Below are 24874 nucleotides of genomic sequence, written 5' to 3'. Positions count from 1 at the left end.
TTATAACCAGATGGGATTAATATATGAAAGAGCAACAAAAGGTAATTTTTATTGAGAGCATCAAATCAACATGCGTTGTTGATGAGCAAATGGCTAAAGAATTGGCTGATTCATTGCTTAAAATTCACCAGTTAAATACTGGAGTTAATGAACAAACACTGCTTAGTGAGGTGTTTTTAACTAAATTTGCTCTCTATCTTACAATTGGGAAAGAGATTGCTTTAGATTGGGTTCGAAAAAATAAAGACCTTGATACCCCGTTTCCTTCTGATACTGTTGAAAGTCAGCCAGTTCAGGATGCGTACAAGCCTGTTGAGAGCAAGGTTCAAGTATATGGGCCTATGACAATTGGTAAATCTCCTGTTAGTAATACTTTAAATAAATTGACACGCGAGCTATTGGAGGACGTGGTTGAGGGCGAAAAAAGAGAGAAAGCGGGAAAGTTACGAGCTTACATCTTCGACCAATTAGCAAGACGATTAGAAGCAGCGCTTAGTCAAGAGCAGATTAACGACTTATACAATAGGATCAGGGGTAATGGTGTCTATGCCAAGAGCGTATCATTTTCTGAAGAACAACTTAAAATTTTAAATGAAAAAGTTATTCCAGAATTAAAGAGAGAGCTAAGCGACCTTAGCAACGGGAATGTTAATATCCTGGGGTTGGACGTTAGTCGTGAAGATAAATACGCATTTGATACAACCAATATATTTTCTGTCTGGTTTAGCAATAACCCAGCAGTTTACATGCCACAACATGTTAAAACTAAAGTAGAAAAAAATGCAAAACTTAACCAGCCAGGCAAAACTCGAATTGTTTTTAGCTCATTGTGTTTAAATGAGACGGCCAGGATGGATTTTCAGCAATGGGCAAAGGAAAATAATATTGAATTAGTTGATATTGATTCGATAGATTTAAAATCAGTCAGTAAAACTGATGCTCAATTGCTAAATCTGGCGAAAGATGAGCTTGAGGCAATGAGAAAGGGTAAGGGAGGAAATCCTGCGGCAGCATCTGATCTGGTGCGTTGGGTTGATGTAATCATCGGAGAAAGTAGCAATTATATTGACATTGATTTGCCAATGAATGATAAAAAAGTCGCGGTTGAGGTGCATTCCGGCTTCCCGGTTCTACTTAATATGGGATCGGCGCTCACAAAGGACGGTCAACAACCTGCTTTGGAAAACCCAGCCTTCAATACCGACATGATTGCTTATAGCAAAGATAAAGAAGCACGTCTTCAAATAATCCAAGGAGTTGCCAAAAATATCATTGCACGTTATGAAAACTGTGCGAAATATATTGCAGAAAGCAAAAACGAAGAGTTAGTGCGTTTAAAAAGTTCGCCAGGTTATCGGTTACTTGTTGAAAAAACAAATGGCAAATTTGATTTATGTACTTTAAGGGCAGTGGTTTCAGAAGCTCACCAGGATGCTTTGTCGTTTGCAACTTTTTTTGGCGCTGAGTATTTTGCTAAAACTTTTGCTACACAAGAACTTATACCTGCAATTAAAGAGGCAATTCAGCATCAAAATCAAGATTTGCTTACATCTGTTATTGAAAATCATATAGAAAAACAACATCTTAATGACTGTCCTAAGACTCCTGACGGCATTAAAAAACTATTGAAGTCGTTTCAAGGGAATGTCTATAAACCATTGGTTATGGAATTCTCGGGCCCAAGTGCCGTCTCATCATCTTGGGTGGAAGCTATATCTGGTAGATCCATCCCGAGGTATTTTGAATATTTAGCTGAACCTATGTCTCAACCATTACGAGTTTTGCAGCATCATGCCTGTGTATCTGGAAAAGCTAATTTTTCTTCTGATAACATTCCTAAATGGTGTGAACTTCAGTCTGATGTAGAAAAACGACAACAACAAAGAGAAGATGGACTTTCCTGGCTTCCTGATGCTCAAGAGAAGCTTAAGAAGGAAGGACAGCAAGCCAAGCTTGAGGAAGAGCAACGAATCAAGCTTGAGGAAGAGCAACGAATCAAACTTGAGGAAGAGCAACGAATCAAACTTGAGGAAGAGCAACGAATCAAACTTGAGGAAGAGCAACGAATCAAACTTGAGGAAGAGCAAAAAAGCAAAAAATGCGTAGCTCAGTCCGATGCTATTGATCTCATTTTGAATAATTTTGAAAATGAAATTAACTCTATTGGCACTTATCATGTTCCTGCAAAGCAAAGAGCTATAGAATTGCTAGATACTTTGAGAAAATACAAAGAGGAAGCATTTAATGAACCAAGCAGAGAAAAATTAATAACTTTTGCGCAAAATACAAAAAGAACGATTCAGGAAGCTGCACCAATACTGCAAAAAGATTTAGGTTGGGGAGATTATTTAACCAATTTAGCGAAACAATTGGTTAATGCAGTGACCTTTGCTGTGGCTTATGCTGTAACTTTTGGAACCACCGGACATCAAGGCTTTTTTGCTTTGAAGTCTTCTCTGGCGGTTAGTCAATCTCAAAATCTTGAAGAGGCACTCAATAGCGAATTGAGCCAAAAAAACCGTTAGGGAGTAACATAGAATACTAATGGGCAAGACATTATTTTTGCTGCCCAAGTATTCTTCTTAAATCTAATGTATTTCGATTCAGTAATTTTGATTTAGAAATGAAAGATTGCAATCCATTTCATTTTGCTGATAATGTGCAAAATATATTGTGTAAGAATAATATAAGTACATATTGTATATCGTAACGATGTTAGGAGAGTTAGATGCGTAAAAATAAAGCAATGCAAATGCCTAAAATAAAAGGACATAATCCAACTATTGCAAAATCAAGTAAAGAAGAATTGGATGAGTTAGTAGAGCTTTCTGAGGAACTGGATTTATCGCCTGTTAAAGCAAATCGTAAATCCGATATTAAAAAAAAGGAAAGCATTTTTCGTAAAGAAAGAATTAGGGAGTTGGAGGATTCTATTACCAGACATGTAGATGAGATTGCAGAGTTAGAGGAAGAATCTTTTGCAGAGTTCAGTATTAACATTGAAAGACCTAGTAATTATTTATTTCGCTTTGTCAGTGAAAATGAATATTTAGCAATTCTTGAAAACTTAAATCAAGGAAAGAGAATATTTGGTAACAAGAAAAAAGTATGTGAAGAAGACGACGAAAAGGTCTCAACTAAAGCAAAGGGAGAAACTTTTTTTGCTTTTGATCTTAAATATGCTCAAAAATATTTTAATAAAGGCACACGACGTAATGGAGCGATGCTTGCTATAGAATTGCATGAAGATGCAGATAGTAAACTATTATCCAATAGTGAAATTGTTAGAAGAATTGGAGATGATCCAGGCATGGCTGGTGGCCGATGGGCTAAATGCAAGAAGGTAAAGCCTAGCGAACGAGGGGTAGTGGTAGCTAAATGTGAAGGAGTTAGCGCGGGGAGTAAGTATCCATATACCTTGGGCTTTAGAGAAGGAGAAGAGGGAGTTAGTCCTTTCGATATACTATTTGACCTAATACGTTCTGTAAAGGTTCTGGGCAACAATGGCAGTTGCAAAACTATTTATCATTATTCTGTTCCTGCGCCAAAAGAAAAAGAGCTTACAAGCATTGTGAAAGATGCTGAAAGTGGTGTAGACGGGATTCATAGTGATGAGTTTTTATCAGTTGTTTCTAGTTCTCCTTCATCACGTTTTGGTTTCTTTACAAACAATGAGCTATCAGGTATTTCAGGATTGGTAAATAAGGCATCTGAACATCTTGATGATAATACCCTCTCGCATCATTAAATCAGGTTAAATTTTTAAGGTTTTGGACGGGTAATTAAATACTATTTATTTGCCCGTTTTTGTGTATATTCTTCATAGCAAGTGTTAGCCACATACAAATAATTCGTCAACTTTATTTCCATTGCTGAATACAATTTACTTATTTGTTGGTTTAAGCCAATCAATATGAGTGCATTGTACTATAATCTTAATAACCATTATGTCTCTCATTTTATTTATTCACCTGGGAAAAGAACCAATCGTGATAACAATCCTGAGAAAATTATGAAGAAACCTTTGGATACTACTGAGCAGAATCGTATTGCTGCGTTATACGAATTAAAAATTCTTGATACACCACCAGATGAAAGATTTGATCGGATTATCCGACTCACTTCGGGCTACTTATCGGTTCCTATTGCCTTTATTTCTTTTATTGATTCCAAACACCAATGGTTCAAATCCAGTTGTGGAATAGGTCTTAACAAAATATCCCGTAATGATTCATTTTGCCACTATACTATTCAACAAAATAAACCAATGATAATCTCAGACGCCTTGTTGGATGAGCGATTTTGCAATAACCCCTATGTGACTAGTGAACCCAATATTCGTTTTTATGCAGGATTTCCGTTAACTACAGTTGATGGTTTTAACGTGGGAACACTATGCGCGATAGATAAAAAACCACGTAATTTAGACGAGACTGAAATTCAAATTTTAAAAGATTTAGCAACGTTGGCAGAAGATCAACTCAATCTGCTGGATATTTCGCTTCTTGAGAAGGCTGTCCGAGAAAAAAACATTTCTCTGACAAAAGCTAAGAAAGAACTTGAAATGCGAAATAATTTTATTCGTAAAGTATTTGGTAGTTTCATGTCTGACGAGATTGTTGCAGCGCTTCTTGAATCAAAATCAGAGTTAAAATTAGGAGGGGAGGAGCGTAAAATTACAATTTTGTTTAGCGACCTAAGAAATTTTACTACTCTGTCGGAGCATTTTCCTGCGGATAAAATTGTTGCTGCGCTTAACAATCATTATGGAAAAATGGTTGATGTCATAGAAAAATATAATGGCACTGTTGATTCCTTTATTGGTGACGCTATCATGGTGGTATTTGGAGCACCACATTCTGGAGGGGATGACGCATACAGAGCGATAGCCTGCGCATTAGAGATGCAAGCTACCATGCAAGAGGTGAACGCTATGAATCGCAACAGCAGTTTACCCGAATTAGCAATGGGCATAGGGATTAATACAGGTTACGCAATTGTAGGGAATATTGGTTCTCAGAAGCGTATGCAATACAGTGCAATTGGTTCTCCAGTTAATCTGGCATCACGCATTCAGGATCTGACTTTGGGTGGGCAAATTTTAATTTCTGAGGCAACTTACCAGGAAATTAACCAGTCGCTTGAATTAAATGGTCACCTAAGGGTAAAAGTTAAGGGAATTGCTGCTCCTATCACTATTTATGATGTGATCGGCCTGGATAAAAAATAAGATTTATAGAAGTAATAATATCACTCTTTAAAATCATGGGCTCAAGAAGTTGTTTGAATTATCAATCTCGATGATATTATGATTGAAATAAAGGCAGCTTCCACGGGATAGATATGACCAAAAATAAGTTCAAGGCAACCCATCCACTTTTAAGTCTTATGAATGTGGGGGAGGCAACTTATAAAGACTTGCAATTACTTGAGATTAATTCAATTCCTCAACTTGCTAATGCATGTGCTGATGAAATGTACTCACGCCTGCAACAAATTACTGACCAAGCTCATGATCCATGTGTTTGGGATGTCTTTGCCGCTGCTATAAACGAAGCACGTACAGGTCAAAAACAACCTTGGTGGGAATGGACAAAAATACGAAAAAAAAGGCAACTGGAAGGAACATTTTGTATTTAAAGTATTCAATATCACTGTTCGGTTATTGCCTGGCATAGCTTTTTTCATTTACCTCACGATGATCAAAGAATGACTTTAAATTTACTAGCTTCCTATGTTGATCAAAATGGTTTATTAATCTTTACATCAGGACCTGAATACGATGAAGTTTGGAGTAATAATGGAGGACACGATTTATACCATGCATCTCTTTCTGCCGAAGAATATGAACAGATACTTATAGATAATAATTTTAAACGATGATAGCCAAAGAGCTGACGGACATGAGTCCAGTTTTTTTGTTCAACATGCGCATTATCGTCTTTTTTATAAGGACGTGAACGGGTAAATTGTACGGATTTTTGAGAACCGCGGTCAGTAAAATAACGAATAAGGTGCTAATTAAGAAACTCTGAGCCGTTATCACAATCAAAACCTTTGATTTCAAAAGGTAAATTTTCTTCTATGTAAATCTTTAGGATTTAAAACGCCAAATGAAATTTGGGATGAGCTAGTTAATGTTGCATAAAAATAAAGTATTTCTGCGAAATGGACTTATTTTAAAACCTTTTCTATTCAAAGATACTTGATTTGCCACTAAACTACATAGCGCAACACATCTATGATTTACTACGAATATTGAAGGATTTACGGAATGAAGTTAATTGAATTACCCCAAGACTTATTAATTATTACACTGAAATTTTTAGACGTTAAAGATTTAGGAAAGATATCTTCCGTATGTATTTTATTGCGTAATCTCGCGTCTAGCAACTTGGTATGGCAAGAAAAGCTGCAAGAATTCTCTGGAATTAATAAGTTCTCATTGCATCCAAAACAATTAGTTAGAGGTTATTTTGAAGCAATGAGTGAAACAAATGAAGGATTTTTCAAAGGGTACAGCATGGTCCATTCAGATATTAAAAACTTAATATTAAAGACCCCTAAATTAAAGGAGAAATTATCGGAAGAAACAGTTAAAGAAATTTCAGAAACTAATAGTTATTTTCCTTAACAGTAAATTGCACTTACAAATTGAATCCGCCTACACGGTTATAGCGATTAAGTCTGATTATCAAAATAATCAGACTTAATTGCGGGGTAGACTAAAATTAACTACATACCCTAGCAATCAATAATGGTTTCTCTAATTAGAGTTTCATTTGAGTTTCATTTGAGTCTCATTTCCATGATCATGAGTCAATTCAGGTTCAGAAGATATGTTTTTCTCTTGTGGAAAGGAATTCAGTTTTTTATTTAAATCACTAATATCTGAAAGGACTTTGATTTGTTGGTCATAACGTTTCTCATCAGCATTTTGCAATAGTTTTTCATTGCCTGTGATAAACCTTAGAAATTTTTTGAACCAGTGGACTTCCTCTGGTTCGGGAGGCTTGGTTGCCAATGTCTCTTGTGCTCCAGTAATAAAACTTTCAATAGCTTTATCATAATTTTCTATAGCTTTGTAATTTTTTGTTTCTTCTGGAAGCATATTAAATTCTTCATTGTTTGGATCCATAAGATCAGATACAGTTTGCAATTTGTCTCGCATTATACTGCTGTTAGGTATGGTAATACCCGCTGTATTCGCTTCATCGAGTAATTTCAAGAGATCTTGTGACATTTTCAGAATATCGAGTGGATTTGATTTTTTAGATTGTTCAGGCAAACCTTGCAAAGTCACTTCACCGGCAAGTTTTTCCAGGGCAGGCATAATTGAAATAAAAGCTTTATTTTTAAGATTACTATCATCAGTGTTATCTAGCATCCTTTGCCCATAGCTTATTATTGCTGCCTTTAGGAATTGGAGAGCAATCTCCTGTTCATTACCCTGAGCATTTTTTAAAATTGCTTCGTAATTATCTCGCCCTATCGCTTCAATAACCTTTGGATGAAGTGCGGTTCTATCTTCATTAAGTAAAACAGGGATAATCCCATTTAGATTTTCCTGCATGTGCTCTCTTAATCCATTAGGTTTTTGATGAATAGCGTTTAACTCTTCATAGTTTGGAGCCGGGAAATGATACGCATCAAATATTCTTGATAATTTCCCAGTCGTACTCCGACTGGCTTCTAGTATTTTACTAGGTTGATTTGTTTCACCGTTAGGGTCATGTTCTTTGGTTAGATGTTCAATTAAGTGCTCTTTAAAATACTCAATATAAGAATCTTTTTTTTCCCGATGATGAGAACTATGAAGTTCTTTCCACTTTTGTTGTGTCATAATAATTTCCTTCAGAGTTATACTATCTAAACCTTATACTAATTATTATACACAACTGATTAAATTGTGATCATAAGTGAAAATAAATCCGCCTTTTGGTTTTATTTTTGGCTTTTTAATTGCATAACGTGTGAACATCATATGCGATTTGTAGATCGGCAATACAGCATTTGCTACAAATTAATAATATAACCACCCATTTGAGCCTCTATATATTTGTATTGTTAGTTAGCTTTTTGCTTGGTTATTACCGTAAAAATCTTGAGCATTGATATAAACCCATGCATTCACCCCTGAGCTCAATTTCACATTCACACGTTTATATTCAGAGACTTCATATTTATCAGCTTGTGCTAATTCTTCTTTGCTGATAGTAAATACGATACCTGGAACTTTGTCTGATGGATTGCCCGTATACGAAATAATGGGATGAAAATTATCGCCACTTGTCGCAACAACGGCTGAATTTTTAATTTCAATCGTGGTTAATTTGAATCCTTGCAATACATCTTCTTGGCCTTGCATTTTTCTACCAAAATTAGCAATTTGTACTTTTTCATAGCGTAAGGTCCCGTATGAAAATAACTTTTCTGTATACGTTTTGCTCATAAAATAAACCCTCATAAAATTAAACTAGTGAATTTTAATCATTTTCTTATTATTATCAAAGTGAGATTTATAAAACCAATAGGAGCAAATGATGTCAAAGTTTTTTAATTTAAAGACAATTACCTTACATTCTGTAGAGTCCTATGCTGGCGCAGTCAAATTGCCTAAAGACATAAGTCAGGAATCAATAAGAATAAATGAGCCGATTCTGGATAATGACGGCTACCCTTTGATGGCACCTAAGTTAAGACGTCAAAATGCAAATCAGTTAAGAATGTTTTTTTCCAGAGAAAGTAATACTCTTTTAAATGGATCATATGATCTTGCTGATCGTTCAAATAGGGATCTGACGGAAGTTGGCAATATAATCTCTTATCGCTAAATATAATCAGGTATTTGCCAGAATAATAACCAGGGAAATACCTGAAAAACCAGTTTTCCACTATATGTGTTTGGTTGCTTGCTGATTATTCTTAAAGTCCCATAGCATAAACAACAAGCTTTGAATGATTCATCCTGATGATTTTATGGTTAGTTGTATGGTTCCAAATCGGGTGAATTGTTCATGTGCTGCAATGTAAAGCTAAGATTACTTATCCAGTCTCTATATGGGGTTAATACTGTACCTCCTCCAATAATTGGAGTATTCCTTTTTCGATGTCAATGAACCCAGCATCTTCAATTCCTTGTATAAATTCTTTGGAGGTAAATATCTAAAAAATAGGCGTAGCCGTTTAATCATCTAATCTGATTTATGCCATTATAAAAAACCTTATAGATAAATAATAGACAATATGTACTATAATTAAAAAATATTCTTGGGAATAGCAGAGGCCAATTATGGTTACGAAAATAGTTTGGGTTTCTAATAATGGTAAACCTAATTTAAAAATGGAATTTATTAGTGAGGAAGAAAAAAGTAAATTTTTCAAGGAAGTAAAGATAAAAGCAAGCGAATTAGGATTAAATTTTCCATTAATACAAGGCCCTGGAAACTCACTTCTGATAGAGGCTTCCAATTACCCAACTAATCCTTGTGGTTGTTATATATCCCCAGGGGGAAAATTCGCTATTAATTTTGGAAAAGTGGAGTTGAGTCATTTTGTATTACCTAAAGTAGGCGTGAAAACAGAACATGCCGAGATTTTCAAGGACCATAATACTATTTTCTTCCATAAACATAAGCTTCCAGGTGCGAATTCTGAGTTGACGTTTGTACAAATTGGGGCCCCTGTTATTATTCCTGTAGCAAAGCCGGCGGCGACTACTTCTACTTCGCCAACATTTTTTAATCCCTCAAAGTCAGGAGACTCTTCGATTTCTATTACCGCGACAGGAAACGTTGATAGTCCGATGATAAGAATTACTTTTCAAAATCAGACAGAGCGACAATTTTTCCTTAATAAAATAACAGATAAGGCAAAAAGTTTAGGAGTCAATATCTCATCTCACCCTTTTGAAATCAAAGAGCCGAATATGATACTGATTAAACCTTCAAAATACCCAGATAATAAATTAGGTTGTTATATTTCCAAGAATAAGGAAATTTCAATTAATTTCGGAAGGACAGAGTTTAGAGACTTTGTGTTGTCTAATCTGGGGATAAGCTCTCATTTAGGAACCTGCCCAACAAAAAATGAAACAGGTAGTGACACTTTCTATTTTCATCAGGAGAATCTTTCTTTAAATGGACCTTCATTATTGGTAAATACTAAAATAACTAAAGAAATAGAGAAAAATGATTATCTAGTATCTGCTAATGGGGCCAAAGCCATTGACTATGTTTGGAATAATTTTTTAAAACATCCTTATAATCCTAAACTTAAACAACCAGATGCTAATGTAAAGGCAGCCTGGGAAAAGCATACTGATTGGGAACATTGGTCCAATATGGGACAGGATTGGTCATTAAATACTCCCTCGGGTTTAGTTCCCAGGCCAAATCATGGAATTGCTCATACGTTACGAGTCGCACAGCTTGTACCAGTCATTGCTGAATTTTTGAAAACATACTCAGGTGATGCAAAATTCCAAAAATTAACGCAAAAAGAAATACAAAAAGCACAATACATGATGTTATTTTCAGTAATTGGGCGTGAAAACGATATGAGTTGGACAGATGCCAATCATTATCAGCAGGCATTTAAGGAAGCATACAATGGACAGCATTCCAAACATATCTATGCTACTTTTAAAGAAAATGCTCAAAAAGGTTTTTTAAATCATGTAGTTTCCAATAAATCGTCATTAATTCCTTCGCTATTTTCCGATGAAAGTGAACTTCAATATTGGGCTGAAGCTCTGGATACGGGTAAACCAGGAATTTCATCAGCCTCTGGTATACTTATGGCTCTTGCTCATGATCTGGACTTAATGAGATGTTATGATAAGGGAAAATTTAACAGTCTGAAGATGAAAGATTTAGTTACCAGGCTTGGAGGAAATGAAGAGGCAGCAAGGAAACTAGCCGATTATGCTCATGATCTGATTGTAGCGACAGGAGATCGATGCATGGGTTATGGGGTGTCTCAGGATTATAATTTCTCTCTTTTTGGTCAATGTAGCCTTGATCCCAATGAGTGTCTAAAAAAACTTCAAAGTGTCCCTAAGCCAGAAACGACTCTAACAGCTTCTTTGACCAATCTTCATGGTATTTGAATTTAAACTCTCTTTTTAAATCATACTGCTCTTTAATCAAGTATCCTTTGAGTGCAAAGGAGATAATATCTATCGCCATAACAAAAATACTAACTTGATTGAAATTACTATCTTGATCTTATATCGTGATTTCACTGAACTGAAAGCAGATAAATGGTTTGTAATCAGTTGAAATGAGGAGTATTAATTCTTAGTTTTTTGTGGTAATTCAGGGAGTATTCATGAAAATAGATCAATCTAAAGTAAAGAAATTAAATGATTATAAGGTTCTCGATTATTTTGTAATCCATGTTGATTTGCAAATCGATCTCAGTAAAAAGCCAGTAGAATCCAAGGCCCGACTTACAGTAGTGCCCAACCCAAATATTGATTCACATTCAAATGATTTGATATTGGATGGTGAGAACATGACATTAGTGTCACTACAAATGAACGATAATTTATTGAAAGAAAACGAATATGAGCTAACTAAAAATGCTTTAATAATCAAAAATATACCTCAAAATCCCCCCTTTACTATAGAAATGACTACTCTGCTCGGTGAAAATACCGATTTGTTTGGATTATATGAAACAGAGGGAGTAGCCTTAGTTAAGGCAGAGTCTGAAGGATTGCGCCGAGTATTATATTTGCCGGACAGACCTGATAATCTCGCGACTTATAAAACTACAATCATCGCGAATCAGCAAGATTATCCTGTTTTACTTTCAAATGGTGTGCTAATTGAGAAAAAAGAACTTCCTTTAGGGCTGCATTCTGTAACCTGGCTGGATGATGTCCCAAAGCCAAGTTATTTATTTGCGCTGGTGGCAGGCAATTTACAGCGTTCAGTCACTTATTATCAAACAAAATCTGGCCGTGAATTACCCATCGAATTCTATGTTCCACCATCAGCTACAAAAAAATGTGATTTTGCAAAAGAAGTATTGAAAGAAGCAATGGCATGGGATGAACGTACTTTTAATTTAGAATGTGCTTTGAGACAACATATGGTAGCCGGAGTTGATAAATACGCATCAGGTGCTTCCGAGCCAACTGGCTTAAATTTATTTAATACAGAAAACTTATTTGCAACTCCTGAAACTAAAACCGATTTAGGTATTTTACGTGTGTTGGAAGTGGTTGCTCATGAGTTTTTTCATTATTGGTCAGGAGATCGAGTCACAATAAGAGATTGGTTCAATTTGCCATTAAAGGAAGGTCTTACTACGTTTAGAGCTGCTATGTTCAGAGAGGAGCTGTTTGGTACTGATTTGATAAGATTACTTGATGGCAAGAATTTGGATGAAAGAGCACCACGACAAAGTGCCTATACAGCAGTTAGAAGCCTATATACTGCTGCAGCCTATGAAAAAAGTGCTGATATTTTTCGTATGATGATGTTGTTTATAGGTAAAGAACCCTTTATTCAAGGGGTGGCCAAGTTTTTTAAGGATAATGATGGAAGCGCAGTTACTCTTGAGGATTTTATTGATTCACTTAGTAATTCATCTGGTGAAGATCTTCGTTCCTTTTTATCCTGGTTTACTGAATCTGGAATTCCTGAATTGATAGTAACGGATGAATTTAATCCAGATGCAAAGCAATATCTCTTAAAAATTAAAATAGTCAATGGGAAAAATCGCCCCATTCCCATCCTTATGGGTTTGCTCGATAGTTCGGGGGCAGAAATTGTAGCTGATAAATTATTAATCGTTGATCAGGAGGAAATCAAGTTTCAATTTGAAAATATCCAGACCCGCCCTATTCCATCGTTATTACGTAGTTTTTCTGCACCGGTACAAATGAACTATGAATATTCTTATCAGAATTTATTATTATTGATGCAATTCGATACTAATTTGTATAATCGTTGTGAGGCAGCAAAGCAACTTATTTCAGCTTTACTTAACGATTTTTGCAAAGGAAAAAAAATAGAATTATCTCCTCAGTTCTTCGCTGTTTACAAGGCATTGCTTTCTGATAACTCTTTAGATGAATGGATGCTAGCTGAATTAATTACCTTACCGTCTTTAGAAGAGTTGATTGAAAATCAGGATAAGCCTGATTTTGAAAAATTAAATGAGGGGCGTCAATTAATACAAAATGCCCTTGCAAAAGAATTGAAAACGGATTTTTATAATCTCCTTTTTAGAATACAAATATCTGGGGATGATGATAAACAAAAATTAAAAGGTTTTGATTTGAAGCAAGCGGGATTGCGGCGTTTAAAATCCGTATGTTTTTCTTATTTGCTAAATGTTGATTTTGAAAAAACAAAGGAGAAACTGATTCTTCAATTTGAGGATGCTTTAGGCAAAAATATGACAGAGACTGCTTTGGCTTTAAGCATGTTATGCGAAATAAATTGTGAGGAAGCAGATGTTGCATTAGAGGATTATTATCATTATTGGAAAAATGATCCGGGAGCCGTAAATAACTGGTTCAGTATTCAAGCATCGGCGCACTCCCCTGATGTGATAGAGCGGGTAAAAAAATTAATGCGTCATGGTGATTTTGATTTGTCTAATCCTAACAAGGTGTATGCTCTGCTAGGATCATTTATAAAAAACCCATTTGGATTTCATTCTGCTACAGGCGAAGGTTACCAACTGGTTGCTGATGCCATTTTGGACTTGGATAAAATTAATCCAACTTTGGCTGCCAATCTAACTGAAAAATTTACTTATTGGGATAAATACGATGTAAATAGGCAAGCTATGATGATTAGCACTTTAAAAATAATCTACTCTAATGCTACTTCATCTGATGTGAGAACAATGGCAAAAAAGGGATTGGATAAGGTAAAAGAAGATCTCCCATTACCAATCCATTTGACTTTTCGTGGGGGATCAACCATGCAGGATAGAACAACTCAATTAATTGCTGATGGAAATAAGGAAAATGCATATCAATTGCATTGATTTCATATTTCATAACCTGATTTGGAAAAGCGCGAGATATTGATATTGCCTAAAACTTGGGGGGGGGGTGAATACTCCCCTTCCTTGATAGGTAATGAGGAAGCACGTTTTCTAATTCAAATAAATCATAGCCTTATTTTCACAAACGATTCTCTGCACCTGGTTTTATACCAAATATTGCAAGTCCTTGAGTTTTAAACCAAATACTGTCTTCTGCAATGATATAAGGTTTTAAATCAGGAATGGACTGTATATTAGAATAAGCTGTTGTACAAAAGTAACTTTGCCCAACCAGATGGAATTCTTTAGTGCTTTTTGAAGGGGTCACTAAAATATGACCATAGGGTACAAGCTCTATTAATTGCCTAATAAAACTAACAATATCTTTCTCTTTTTCTATTCCATTTTGTACACCTAAGAGGTAAGGAACAAATACTGTATCAAATGTTTTTGACGGATGATTTTTTATCAGATGTTTTAATTCACCTGCATAAAACTCTATATGATGATCGAACTCAAATTCATTTTGAACTCTTAATTGTACAGCTTGCCTGGTGAGTTTCAGCATATAATAAATATATGATTTTCTTAGTAATTTAGGGTTAATTATCCAAAATACAGAGTTTTTAATCACTCCTGAAGGTAGTTGAAGTAGAGGAGGATACCATTTGGTGAGAGCTGTCAGAAGTTCACCTATTGAAGGATATGGTTTTCCATTATTATTGTATTCTCTGTAATGGTAATATTTTTTAAATGCTTTTACCCATGCAATAGTCACGGGATCTTTGTCATAAACAAGAATAGATTTGGCCCCTGCTTGAGCAAATAAAAAAGCGCTATTACCATATCCAGGGATAATTAGGACATTTTTTTCTTTGATTTCACTGTGTAAATTATACCTTTCTTCTTCATGACCAGATAAAGCAGATGACAAATAGCGTTCTGCTCCCATTGGATAAATTAAAACTTCTTTATTGTCAGTCTGTCTTGTAATACGTTGCTCTAAAATCCAGTTTATTTCTTGCTTATTGAGTACAGTGTTATAGGTATTTTTACTTGACATGAATAGGCCTTTCATAAAGCATTAGAGCTGGCTGGTGCTAAATATGATTATTTATTTAGTCAACATTTAATTATATTACACTATGTTATTGATTTAAATTTTCCGAGCAAATCGTATTAATATCATTAATGGCTTCGTTGTATTCCTTGTTTGATATTTTTTCTATTTGCTCTATAAAACTCAATAATTTTGTTTTGACGCACGCACAATAAGCCTGGATTGTTTTTTTATCTTCATCACTTTGGTTAGGATAAATAAGGCTCCATCTATTAAGACAATATTGTTCGATTGTTTGTGTCGTTACTTCTGATAAAGTCACCTCTTCCTCCAGTTCATCCATGGCATCATGTAAAATTGTTTGTGGTATGCAATTTCTAATTGCTTTTTGAACCCCTGTTTTATTATCGAGATTTTTAGTTGAAATGCATCGACAATATTTATCTCCAAATTGTTTATATGTTTCTTTGTCAATTGATGGATCCATTTTTTTCATCCAGGTTTCAAAGCAATGTGATTGAAGTGTTTCTTGATACTGAATATTGGACTCTGAATAAGACAAGGTTGGTGTTATACCTATAAGAGCTGCAATCCATATTGATTTTATAAAATCGAAACTCACGTTTGTCACTCCTTTGATTCTTTATTTTATAGTTGAGAATAACTGAAATTTAACTAGCTACCAATCCCTAGGTTTTCCATTAAACCAAAAATAGCCACTTTTCTTCTTCATACTAATCAGCTCATAGATTTCCAGTGCCGTTTCACTGGGAAGTTTTTTTGCATTTTGTGTTCCCATGTTTGTTTTAACCCAACCTGGATCAAAACTGGATACAGTTATTTGGGGAAGTCTCTCTGCAAGCAATTTAGTATACATATTCAAACTGACTTTTGACATTTTATAATGTGGTTGAAAGGGGGAATTATTGGAACTAAATGCTCCCCACCCCGAAGAGATATTAATAATTTGTGCACCATCATTGAACTTGGGGATACATTTTTCAGTTAACTCAACTGTACCAAACAGGTTAATTGCAAAGGTTTTTTTCAATAAGGTCATATTAATTTTTTCTTCATTCCACTCTTCAAGCAACACGGCGGCATTATTAATCAGTACATCAATTTTAGGTAAATTTTTTGCAAATGCATCGATGTGCTCTGAAATGGCTAGGTCTAGCCTGTATATGCGTAGTTTTTTATGTTTTATAGGAGAATATCCGCTGGTGGAAGTACCAATAACCATCCAATCTTTGTCAAGGAAAATTTTAGCAATTTCCAGTCCTATCCCTCTACTGATTCCTGTTATGACGAGAGTCTTCAATTTAAATCCTCTATCCGTGGCTTGTGAAATCAAAATAATTGATCTTTTAACTTTTTGCAAAAACAGGACTCACAAAAAAACTCAATCTCTTTGTTAAAAAATATTTATAATTCAATCATTTAGTTTATCTAAATTCCCTCCTAAAAAACGTTTTTTACCTGGATCTTGAGATTTTTCTTAAGCTCCAAGGGAGATGCGTTTTTTAATGTTTGGAAAAATAATTGAAAAAGAATATCTCAAATAGGCAAAGGATTCATAGCGCTGATTATTTTAAAGTTACTGGTTAATACCAATACAACTTTTCTTGAAACCATTAATTCAAGGTATTCACAGTGCTATGCACAAGTTTATCCACAGATTTTGTGGATAAAAATTTTCATAATAAAAAATAAATTACATTAAATAACCTTTATGAAATAAGGATGATTAACCATCAATTAATGGATTAGGAAAATAAACTATTAGAATATGATAAAAGTTATCCACATGTGGATAAATTATATGGAAGTCTTGAATGCCCCTATATAATAACAAAGAAAAAATGAAAAAACAGTCTTGACTTAAAATTTTTCCATAAAATTTTTAATGGTAAGAATATTATTTTAGTGATGAAGTAGTTTTTTTAAGAGGATTGCGTCTTCTACGCTGTTTTTATCTTTATAATAGTCTTTTTTGATTTCTACTTTTTCAAATCCCATTGTTTCATAAAGATGTAATGCAGCGCTGTTACTTGGCCTTACCTCTAATATAACTGATTCCGTTTGAGTATATTTTGATAAAGAATAAAGAACTGTTTGTAATAGTTTTCTCCCCAAACCTTTTGATTGTAATGGTTTGGCAATGCACAAATTTAATATATGACAACTATTATTGCTTATTCTGGATATGATATATCCAGCAAGGATCGAGCTATCTCCATTGTTGATTTCCAGAACTCTGCAATCATAACCAACAAGCACGCAATCTCTTAGTATGTCTTTACTCCAGGGGGCAATATGAACATTTGTTTCGATAGAATAGACATTTTCAATATCACTATCTTTCATTCTACGAATGTTTAATATCATTCATTACTCCTGGGAATAATCATACTTAATTTATGATGAATTAAATATTAGCAAATGTGTTATCAAACATTACTAATCCAAAATACTGCACTTAATAATTCTTTAGTTTTTTATTTAGACCCTTTGCATGACCGTCCTTTCATTTTTTTGCTGTACTGCAGATATTTTTGTGGGATGTATGTAAACTCTACTCCGCAAAAAGTTTGTATCTAGCCCAAAATAAAATAATCAGCCCATGCAAGAGGTCTATATATAATTATATACATATAATAAGCATCCCTTTGCTTGTGTGAGCAAAGGAAATGCAATGAGGTATAATTGGCTACCTGTAATTATTATTTTTTCTTCTTTTTGGGCAAATACAGATCCGTTATAGTGCCTTCAAATGCTTCTGCTGACTGAGCTATGGTTTCTGATAGAGTCGGGTGAGGGTGAATAGTAAGAGCGATGTCTTCAACATCACAACACATTTCAATGGCTAAGGCAGTTTCTGCAATTAAATCGCCGGCATTAACCCCAACAATACCTGCTCCCAGGATACGGTTAGTTTCTGGGCAGAATAGTAATTTAGTCATCCCCTCTTCTCGCCCCATGCTGAGTGCACGACCGCTAGCAGCCCATGGAAAGGAGGCTTTCTCATAGTTTATTCCTTTCTCTTTTGCTTCTTTTTCTGTTAGACCAGCCCAAGCTAATTCTGGATCTGTATAAGCAACACTAGGTATACATTTTGGCTCAAAATAATGTTTTTTCCCTGCAATGACTTCTGCTGCAACTTTCCCTTCAGGGATGGCTTTATGTGCGAGCATTGGTTGTCCATTGACATCGCCAATAGCAAAAATATGAGGAACATTCGTTCTTAATTGATTATCAACTGGAATAAAGCCACGTTCATCTACTTTGATCCCTGCTTTTTCAGCGTTGATTGCCCCACCGTTAGGTTTTCTGCCTACTGCAACAAGTACTTGCTGAAAACAAAGTGGCTTATCAGTTGCATGTTCTCCTTCCATTGAAACATAAATACCATCTTTTTTGGCTTCGACTGCAGTTACTTTCGTTTTTAATAGAAATTTGACACCCTTTTTAGTCATTCGTTTTTGCAGTATATTGACCAGGTCAGCATCAGCATTCGGAATTAATTGGTCCATAAATTCAACAACTGTTACATTAACTCCCAGGGAGGAGTAGACAGTTGCCATTTCCAAGCCAATAATACCACCACCCAATACAAGTAAGTCACCTTTGATATCAGCGAGTTCTAATGCTCCTGTAGAGCTAAATATTCGTTTATCTTCTGGTATAAATGGTAATTTAATGGATTCTGAGCCTACTGCAATAATGGCATTATCAAATTCAATTTCTACAGTCCCTTCTTTTGTTTCAACAAGAATTTGATGGGTACCTGAAAACTTGCCTGTCCCAGTAATTACTTCTACTTTTCTTTGTTTGGCAAGAGCTTTTAGTCCCCCGGTCAACTTTGCAACGACAGAGTTTTTCCAGGCAACCAATTTTTTATTGTCGAATTTAGGTTTACCAAATGCTACACCTTGCTCTGACATTTCATGGGCTTCATCTACTACTTTAGCAATATGCAATAATGCTTTTGAGGGAATGCAACCAACATTTAAACAAACCCCACCTAGTGAGTCAAAACGCTCGACCAAAACCACCTTTTTATCCAAGTCGGCAGCCCTGAAAGCTGCGGTGTATCCGCCTGGTCCACTACCTAATACCACTACATCTGTCTTAATTTTATTAGCCATAAGAAGCCTCATTAAAAAATATGTTTTCTGGGGTTATTGGCATTTCATTCAGAACAAGGAAATACCAATAGCTCTATTCCTTTATATGTCAGAGTAAAACTCTTCTAATATCACCTAAACAATCACAAAGAAAGCGAGTAAACCGGGCTGCCTCAGCGCCATCGATTACTCTATGATCGTAAGAAAGGGAAATAGGCAACATCAATCTGGGCTTAAACTCTTTATTATCGTATATGGGTTTTATTACTGATCTTGATAAGCCCAAAATTGCAACTTCCGGGCTATTTACAATAGGAGTAAATGCCGTTCCGCCTATACCGCCAAGGCTGGAAATTGTAAAACAACCGCCTGACATATCAATAGGTGTTAATCCCTTTTCTCTAGCTTTCGTACTGAGTCTGGACATTTCCTTTGCAATATCAATCACACTCAATTTATCAACATTCTTTATTACAGGAACTACCAGACCGTTAGGTGTATCTACTGCTATACCTATATTATAATATTTTTTATAAATTAAATTTTCACCACTGGCATCCAGTGACGCATTAAATTGCGGGTAAGCATGGAGAGCCTTACAAACTACGCTACAAACAAATGCTAACAGAGTTAATTTGTAATCTTGATTTTTAGTGCTCTCTGATTCTGATTTTCTAAACGCCTCCAGGTCTGTAATATCTGCTTCGTCAAACTGAGTGACATGTGGAATGGTTATCCAAGAGCGATGTACGTTTGCTCCAGTAAGCTTTTTAATTTTATTTAAAGGCTTTGTTTCAATTGAACCAAATTTACTGAAATCAATGGCTGGATTTGACGGTAAGCTGAAGCCACCAGACGTAGTTTTTTCATTTAAACGTACTTTGATATAATTTTGCAGGTCTTCTTTTGTAACACGAGATTTTCTCCCACTTCCCTGAACCAAAGATAAATCGACTCCAAACTCTCTTGCCAACCTTCTTACGGCTGGACCTGCAGATATTATGATACTTTTTGATTCAGCTATCTCCAGGTTATTAATTGATATTGGTTCGGATTTTAGTTCTTCATATGGCTTTTCTATTTCCTTTATAGATTGTTCTGAGATATTTTTAATCTGGCTTTTTTCGATTTCAGGTGTCTCAGATTTTGCTGAGGCTTTTAGAGTTAGAATAGGAGTACCTTGAGATACTTTATCCCCTAATTTAATTTTCATTTCGATGACTTTACCTGCATAGGGCGAAGGAATATCCATCGTTGCTTTATCACCCTCTAATGTAATTAATGCCTGATCCTTTTCTACTTCCATCCCTGGTTTGACTAAAATATCAATTACATCAACGTCATTTGCACCACCAATATCCGGGATAGATATTTCAATATCTTTGGAGCCAGGTGTAGATGCAGTTGCCTTTGTATCAACAGATTGCTCTTCTGCTCTGGTTTGCGAATTCTGCTTTTCTGATTCAGCCTTTTGTTCTTGAGAACTGGAAATATTTGTCGTTGTATCTGACTTGGCTTTGACAATGAGATCGCCTTCGGATACTTTGTCACCGACTTTAACGAGAATTTGCGTTACCGTTCCAGATATTGGAGAGGGGATGTCCATGCTTGCCTTCTCAGACTCAAGCGTAATCAATGGTGTATCCACTTCGATCTGATCACCCTCTTTTACTAAAATCTCAATGACATCAACTTGATTAGCGCCACCGATATCAGGAATTTTAATTTCACTTTCTTTTGTCATATTTTCCTCAGCACTCAGTTAAACCGGAACTATCTTCTGTTCTGATTAATTGTTTAACTAATGGGTCATTGGATCCAATTTGTCTTGATTAATATTGTAACGTTTCATGGCATCGACAATTTTTGCTTTGTCAAGGCTACCTTCAGCTACAAGTGCATTTAATGCTGCCAACACTATAAATTTTGCATCAACTTCAAAGAAATGACGTAGTTGTGTACGTGTATCACTTCTGCCGTAACCGTCTGTACCTAGGGTAATATAGCGATTAGGAACAAAAGGCCTGATCTGATCTGCATAAATACGCATATAGTCAGTTGAGGCTATAACAGGTCCACGACGTCCTTTTAATTGAGATGTCACATAACTTTCCTGAGGCTTATTTTGGGGGTGCATGTTATTGTATCGCTCTACAGCCAAACCTTCTTTACGTAGCTCATTGAAGCTGGTTACACTCCAGATATCCGATGTAATTGAAAAATCCTCTTCCAGCATCTCTGCGGCTTTGATAACTTCACGCAAAATAGTACCGCATCCCATTAGTTGGACATGGTTTTTTGATTTTTTCTTATTTTCTTTTAAGAGATACATTCCTTTGATAATACCTTCCTCTACCCCTGCAGGCATATCGGGATGAGAGTAGTTTTCATTCATAATAGTAATGTAATAAAACACGTTTTCCTGTTTTTCATACATACGGTGCAATCCATTTTGGATGATAACTGCTAATTCATAGGCGTATGTGGGATCATAAGAAATACAATTAGGTATTGTTGATGCTAAAACATGACTATGTCCATCTTGGTGTTGCAATCCTTCTCCTGCCAACGTTGTTCGGCCAGCGGTTCCACCGAGCAGAAATCCTCTCGCTTGCATGTCTCCTGCCGCCCATGCTAAATCACCAATGCGTTGGAAACCAAACATAGAGTAATAAATGTAAAATGGAATCATTGCCAGCTTATTTGAACTGTAAGAGGTTGCGGCAGCAATCCATGAACAAAACGCCCCAGCTTCATTAATACCTTCTTCAAGAATCTGCCCGTCAACTGCTTCTCGGTAATACATCACTTGTTCATGATCTACAGGAGTATAAAGTTGACCTACGGGAGAATAAATTCCAATTTGTCTGAATAATCCCTCCATACCGAATGTTCTGCATTCATCTGGTACTATGGGAACTATTCTGGAATTAATGTCTTTATTTTTGAGTAGAGCTGAAAGAATTCGCACAAATGCCATAGTAGTCGAGATTTCTCTATCTCCTAATCCCTTGGTAATACTGGAAAACTCTCCTAAATCAGGTATTTTTAACTGTTCTACTTCAGTTGAACGGTGGGGCAAATAACCGCCCAAGGCTTCCCTTTGCTTTTTTATATACTTGATTTCAGGACTGTCATCATCAGGTTTATAGAAAGGAATATCAGCAATTTTGTCATCGCTGATTGGAATATTAAATCGATCTCTGAAAGCTTTTAGTTGATCTATGGTCATTTTTTTCTGTTGATGAGTAATGTTTTGTCCCTCACCAGCCGCACCCATCCCGTAGCCCTTGATGGTTTTTGCAAGGATAACTGTTGGAGTTCCCTTGTGTTCAACTGCTCTGGCATAAGCTGCATACACTTTTTGAGGATCATGGCCACCACGATTTAATCGCCAAATTTCCTCATCAGACATATTTTCAACCATTTTCTTTAATTCTGGATATTGATTAAAGAAATGTTGTCTTACATACGATCCATCGTTCGCTTTGTAAGATTGATAATCTCCATCCAGACATTCTTCCATTCTTTTCTGTAGCCAGCCTTGATTATCACGGGCAAATAATGGATCCCAACGGCCTCCCCAGATGACCTTAATAACGTTCCATCCAGCTCCTCGAAATAGGCCTTCAAGTTCTTGAATGATTTTACCGTTACCACGCACAGGCCCATCAAGCCTTTGTAAATTGCAATTAACTACAAAAATGAGATTATCCAGCTTTTCTCGTGCTGCGATACTGAGTGCCCCGACTGATTCAGGCTCATCCATCTCGCCATCACCCAAAAATGCCCATACTTTCCTACCCTCAGCTTTGATCAGTCCCCGGTTCTCAAGATATTTTAGAAAGCGAGCTTGATATATTGCTTGTAGAGGGCCCAAACCCATGGATACGGTGGGAAATTGCCAAAAATCGTTCATTAGCCAAGGGTGTGGGTAGGAAGATAAACCATCTACCTCTACTTCTTGCCGGAATTTTTCAAGTTGTTTCTCTGTTAATCGGCCTTCAAGAAATGCTCTGGCATAAATGCCTGGAGCCGAGTGGCCTTGAATATAAAGCAAGTCCCCTCCGTTTTCGCCTTTTTGACCCTTAAAAAAATAGTTAAATCCAGTTTCATATAACGTTGATGCAGATGCATAAGAAGCGATATGGCCGCCAAGCTCTGGCGCGTATTTACCTGCCCTAAGTACCATTGCAACAGCGTTCCATCTAATTAAGGCATTGATGCGCTTTCCAATTCCCTCATCGGGAGGCATTTGTTTTTCTTCGTGAGGTTTTATAGTGTTTCTGTAGGGAGTATTAATTGAGCTGGTTAGTTTAACCCCCTCGGCATTCGCTTTATTAAGAAGTTGCTGCAAAAGGAATGCAGTACGCTCAGGACCATCATTAAATAGTACAGCTTGTAGGGCATCCAGCCATTCACGCGTTTCTATTGGATCCAGATCTAAATTTGTTTCATTGGTCATGAAATAGTTCCCCAACAATCAATAATTTTATGAACAGTATGGTACGGGTTGTAATCTTTTCTGAATTACACCAGAACAACCTTGATTACATGCATTAAAATCCGCAGAGCAATTACAAGTTACTTTGCGGCATTGTAGTGGATCACGGTAAGATTGCAACCCGCGAGTGATATATCCACCTTGGATTTTGACGTCGTGAAGGTATTCCAGATAATTTTCTTTGGCGAAATGGTTTACTTTTGTAGAACAATCTCGGCAGTTGTCTGTGCAATTTTGTTTGCAGTAATTAAGCTGCTGAAAACAGGTTTGTTGGCATTGGCTTAAAGTTTTATGATGGGTAATTTTACTTTTCAGTGTAGCACAAGCTGAAAGCTCCAATATTATAAGGCAAAAAAGTAAACGGAATGCAGTGTTCATGATTCAAGTCCCACATTAATTTATTGTGAAATAGAACATTATAGCCAAGCTACTAACGTAAATAAGGCAATAAAAACTAACAACACTATTGTGGCATGTTCTACAAGATTTTCAGCAGCAGCCATTGGTACTTCTTCAGTATCATTGATACGAACTGCTTGCAAACCGCACCCTCTCAGTATCTTATCATTTGAGTCAGGAGAAGTTAGAACATATTGAACGAATAGATGGAAACCTCGTTGAAAATTTCCAACTAACAAAAACAGCAAAGCGGTGATTCTGGCTGGTATCCATTCGAGAATGTTAGTAATTTGACTTGCCTGAGTACTTATAAAATTAATTTGTTTACATAAAGCGATTAATCGGTATATTAAAGCTGCTATTGGCCCAGCGATGATGTACCAGAATACAACAGCAAATAATTGGCTGTTAACCTCAGCAAAATATTCTCCAATTGCATCTGTTTCAGTTTGATTAGCCTGTTTCTTCAAAATTGGGTAAAAAGCATTTTGCGGCCCCAGGCAGTAGTAAAAAATAAACAGGCTAAGAATTAGGCCAAATAAACCAAACAGAATACTTTGTAGTGAAAAATAAACAAGAAATGTGAGAAGAACAATGGGCAATATGATAGCTACCAAGGTAGCCCAAGGATTAGAGAAATATTTATTCTTATCGATGAATTTTTTAAGAAATAGACAGTATTTATTAAACCAAGAAAATCGCTGATAGGACACTGAATGGATTAAAAACCGTTCACTGAGCAAGCATAGTACTATTACCAGTAATTTCATT

The 24874-nt window shown here is 35.9% G+C and carries 20 protein-coding genes; 9 read left to right on the top strand and 11 right to left on the bottom strand.

The annotated features are described in order from the left end of the window. The first annotated feature begins 23 nt into the window (after positions 1-23). The 6 genes from OQI99_RS05130 (at position 24) to OQI99_RS05105 (ending at position 6634) form a co-directional block, all read left to right on the top strand. The gene (locus OQI99_RS05130) at positions 24-2525 is read left to right on the top strand and encodes a glycosyltransferase family 88 protein (RefSeq protein ID WP_265731459.1); all 2502 of its coding nucleotides are present in this window, start codon (positions 24-26) and stop codon (positions 2523-2525) included. A 203-nt stretch (positions 2526-2728) separates the two neighbouring features. Continuing rightward, complete coding sequence (locus OQI99_RS05125) at positions 2729-3748, top strand: hypothetical protein (RefSeq protein WP_265731458.1); 1020 nt, start codon at positions 2729-2731, stop codon at positions 3746-3748. Between the two features lie 165 nt (positions 3749-3913). Continuing rightward, positions 3914-5230: an adenylate/guanylate cyclase domain-containing protein gene (locus OQI99_RS05120; RefSeq protein WP_265731457.1), complete on the top strand. Its 1317-nt coding sequence runs from the start codon at positions 3914-3916 to the stop codon at positions 5228-5230. A 113-nt stretch (positions 5231-5343) separates the two neighbouring features. After that, positions 5344-5640 carry a helix-hairpin-helix domain-containing protein gene (locus tag OQI99_RS05115; RefSeq protein ID WP_265731456.1) on the top strand — a complete coding sequence of 99 codons (297 nt, stop codon included), beginning with the start codon at positions 5344-5346 and terminating at the stop codon, positions 5638-5640. Between the two features lie 69 nt (positions 5641-5709). After that, a complete protein-coding gene (locus OQI99_RS05110) occupies positions 5710-5883 on the top strand; it encodes a hypothetical protein (RefSeq protein WP_265731455.1) in 174 nt (57 codons plus the stop codon). Positions 5884-6274: 391 nt separating this feature from the next. Beyond that, on the top strand, positions 6275-6634 hold the full coding sequence (locus OQI99_RS05105; RefSeq protein ID WP_265731454.1) for an F-box protein: 360 nt from the start codon (positions 6275-6277) through the stop codon (positions 6632-6634). 144 nt (positions 6635-6778) lie between these two features. On the opposite strand, the gene OQI99_RS05100 is transcribed toward OQI99_RS05105, so the two are convergent. Both OQI99_RS05100 and OQI99_RS05095 read right to left on the bottom strand, forming a co-directional pair. Next, positions 6779-7843 carry a hypothetical protein gene (locus OQI99_RS05100; protein WP_265731453.1) on the bottom strand — a complete coding sequence of 355 codons (1065 nt, stop codon included), beginning with the start codon at positions 7841-7843 and terminating at the stop codon, positions 6779-6781. A 228-nt stretch (positions 7844-8071) separates the two neighbouring features. Beyond that, positions 8072-8452, bottom strand: a complete 381-nt coding sequence (locus OQI99_RS05095; protein ID WP_265731452.1) for a gamma-glutamylcyclotransferase family protein — start codon at positions 8450-8452, stop codon at positions 8072-8074. 88 nt (positions 8453-8540) lie between these two features. On the opposite strand from OQI99_RS05095, the gene OQI99_RS05090 reads away from it, so the two are divergent. The 3 genes from OQI99_RS05090 to pepN all read left to right on the top strand — a co-directional run bounded on the left by OQI99_RS05090 (position 8541) and on the right by pepN (position 14013). Further along, complete coding sequence (locus OQI99_RS05090; RefSeq protein WP_322783692.1) at positions 8541-8834, top strand: peptidase; 294 nt, start codon at positions 8541-8543, stop codon at positions 8832-8834. Between the two features lie 458 nt (positions 8835-9292). Beyond that, positions 9293-11110, top strand: coding sequence for a SidE phosphodiesterase domain-containing protein (locus OQI99_RS05085; protein ID WP_265731450.1), 1818 nt, complete (start codon positions 9293-9295; stop codon positions 11108-11110). A gap of 221 nt (positions 11111-11331) precedes the next feature. Beyond that, positions 11332-14013, top strand: coding sequence for an aminopeptidase N (pepN, locus tag OQI99_RS05080; RefSeq protein ID WP_265731449.1), 2682 nt, complete (start codon positions 11332-11334; stop codon positions 14011-14013). Positions 14014-14152: 139 nt separating this feature from the next. On the opposite strand, the gene OQI99_RS05075 is transcribed toward pepN, so the two are convergent. From OQI99_RS05075 to OQI99_RS05035, 9 genes are all read right to left on the bottom strand, one after another. Next, complete coding sequence (locus tag OQI99_RS05075; RefSeq protein ID WP_265731448.1) at positions 14153-15076, bottom strand: ABC transporter permease; 924 nt, start codon at positions 15074-15076, stop codon at positions 14153-14155. Positions 15077-15161: 85 nt separating this feature from the next. Beyond that, on the bottom strand, positions 15162-15695 hold the full coding sequence (locus OQI99_RS05070; RefSeq protein ID WP_011946504.1) for a hypothetical protein: 534 nt from the start codon (positions 15693-15695) through the stop codon (positions 15162-15164). A 57-nt stretch (positions 15696-15752) separates the two neighbouring features. Beyond that, the gene (locus OQI99_RS05065) at positions 15753-16394 is read right to left on the bottom strand and encodes an SDR family NAD(P)-dependent oxidoreductase (protein ID WP_265731447.1); all 642 of its coding nucleotides are present in this window, start codon (positions 16392-16394) and stop codon (positions 15753-15755) included. Positions 16395-16996: 602 nt separating this feature from the next. Then, positions 16997-17461 carry a ribosomal protein S18-alanine N-acetyltransferase gene (rimI, locus tag OQI99_RS05060; protein WP_010947230.1) on the bottom strand — a complete coding sequence of 155 codons (465 nt, stop codon included), beginning with the start codon at positions 17459-17461 and terminating at the stop codon, positions 16997-16999. Between the two features lie 335 nt (positions 17462-17796). Next, positions 17797-19221: a dihydrolipoyl dehydrogenase gene (gene lpdA / locus OQI99_RS05055; RefSeq protein ID WP_011215566.1), complete on the bottom strand. Its 1425-nt coding sequence runs from the start codon at positions 19219-19221 to the stop codon at positions 17797-17799. Positions 19222-19309: 88 nt separating this feature from the next. Continuing rightward, positions 19310-20944: a dihydrolipoyllysine-residue acetyltransferase gene (gene aceF, locus OQI99_RS05050; RefSeq protein WP_011946507.1), complete on the bottom strand. Its 1635-nt coding sequence runs from the start codon at positions 20942-20944 to the stop codon at positions 19310-19312. A gap of 57 nt (positions 20945-21001) precedes the next feature. Then, positions 21002-23665, bottom strand: a complete 2664-nt coding sequence (gene aceE / locus OQI99_RS05045; protein ID WP_011946508.1) for a pyruvate dehydrogenase (acetyl-transferring), homodimeric type — start codon at positions 23663-23665, stop codon at positions 21002-21004. A 27-nt stretch (positions 23666-23692) separates the two neighbouring features. After that, the gene (locus OQI99_RS05040) at positions 23693-24082 is read right to left on the bottom strand and encodes an acyltransferase (protein WP_265731446.1); all 390 of its coding nucleotides are present in this window, start codon (positions 24080-24082) and stop codon (positions 23693-23695) included. Positions 24083-24120: 38 nt separating this feature from the next. Beyond that, positions 24121-24873 (bottom strand): hypothetical protein, encoded by a 753-nt coding sequence (locus OQI99_RS05035; RefSeq protein WP_265731445.1) that lies wholly within the window; start codon positions 24871-24873, stop codon positions 24121-24123. Between the last annotated feature and the right edge of the window lies 1 nt (position 24874).

The sequence above is a fragment of the Legionella sp. PATHC039 genome (assembly GCF_026191275.1).
GTDB lineage: Bacteria > Pseudomonadota > Gammaproteobacteria > Legionellales > Legionellaceae > Legionella > Legionella pneumophila.
Note: the sequence above shows the minus strand (reverse complement) of the source record. Positions and strands in the feature narration are given on the sequence as shown.

What these genes read in the sequence shown, in the direction of transcription:
- OQI99_RS05130 (WP_265731459.1), top strand. Translation starts at nt 24, where the DNA reads ATGAAAGAGCAACAAAAGGTAATTTTTATTGAGAGCATCAAATCAACA.
- OQI99_RS05125 (WP_265731458.1), top strand. Translation starts at nt 2,729, where the DNA reads ATGCGTAAAAATAAAGCAATGCAAATGCCTAAAATAAAAGGACATAAT.
- OQI99_RS05120 (WP_265731457.1), top strand. Translation starts at nt 3,914, where the DNA reads ATGAGTGCATTGTACTATAATCTTAATAACCATTATGTCTCTCATTTT.
- OQI99_RS05115 (WP_265731456.1), top strand. Translation starts at nt 5,344, where the DNA reads ATGACCAAAAATAAGTTCAAGGCAACCCATCCACTTTTAAGTCTTATG.
- OQI99_RS05110 (WP_265731455.1), top strand. Translation starts at nt 5,710, where the DNA reads ATGACTTTAAATTTACTAGCTTCCTATGTTGATCAAAATGGTTTATTA.
- OQI99_RS05105 (WP_265731454.1), top strand. Translation starts at nt 6,275, where the DNA reads ATGAAGTTAATTGAATTACCCCAAGACTTATTAATTATTACACTGAAA.
- OQI99_RS05100 (WP_265731453.1), bottom strand. Translation starts at nt 7,843, where the DNA reads ATGACACAACAAAAGTGGAAAGAACTTCATAGTTCTCATCATCGGGAA.
- OQI99_RS05095 (WP_265731452.1), bottom strand. Translation starts at nt 8,452, where the DNA reads ATGAGCAAAACGTATACAGAAAAGTTATTTTCATACGGGACCTTACGC.
- OQI99_RS05090 (WP_322783692.1), top strand. Translation starts at nt 8,541, where the DNA reads ATGATGTCAAAGTTTTTTAATTTAAAGACAATTACCTTACATTCTGTA.
- OQI99_RS05085 (WP_265731450.1), top strand. Translation starts at nt 9,293, where the DNA reads ATGGTTACGAAAATAGTTTGGGTTTCTAATAATGGTAAACCTAATTTA.
- pepN (WP_265731449.1), top strand. Translation starts at nt 11,332, where the DNA reads ATGAAAATAGATCAATCTAAAGTAAAGAAATTAAATGATTATAAGGTT.
- OQI99_RS05075 (WP_265731448.1), bottom strand. Translation starts at nt 15,076, where the DNA reads ATGTCAAGTAAAAATACCTATAACACTGTACTCAATAAGCAAGAAATA.
- rimI (WP_010947230.1), bottom strand. Translation starts at nt 17,461, where the DNA reads ATGATATTAAACATTCGTAGAATGAAAGATAGTGATATTGAAAATGTC.
- lpdA (WP_011215566.1), bottom strand. Translation starts at nt 19,221, where the DNA reads ATGGCTAATAAAATTAAGACAGATGTAGTGGTATTAGGTAGTGGACCA.
- aceF (WP_011946507.1), bottom strand. Translation starts at nt 20,944, where the DNA reads ATGACAAAAGAAAGTGAAATTAAAATTCCTGATATCGGTGGCGCTAAT.
- aceE (WP_011946508.1), bottom strand. Translation starts at nt 23,665, where the DNA reads ATGACCAATGAAACAAATTTAGATCTGGATCCAATAGAAACGCGTGAA.
- OQI99_RS05040 (WP_265731446.1), bottom strand. Translation starts at nt 24,082, where the DNA reads ATGAACACTGCATTCCGTTTACTTTTTTGCCTTATAATATTGGAGCTT.
- OQI99_RS05035 (WP_265731445.1), bottom strand. Translation starts at nt 24,873, where the DNA reads ATGAAATTACTGGTAATAGTACTATGCTTGCTCAGTGAACGGTTTTTA.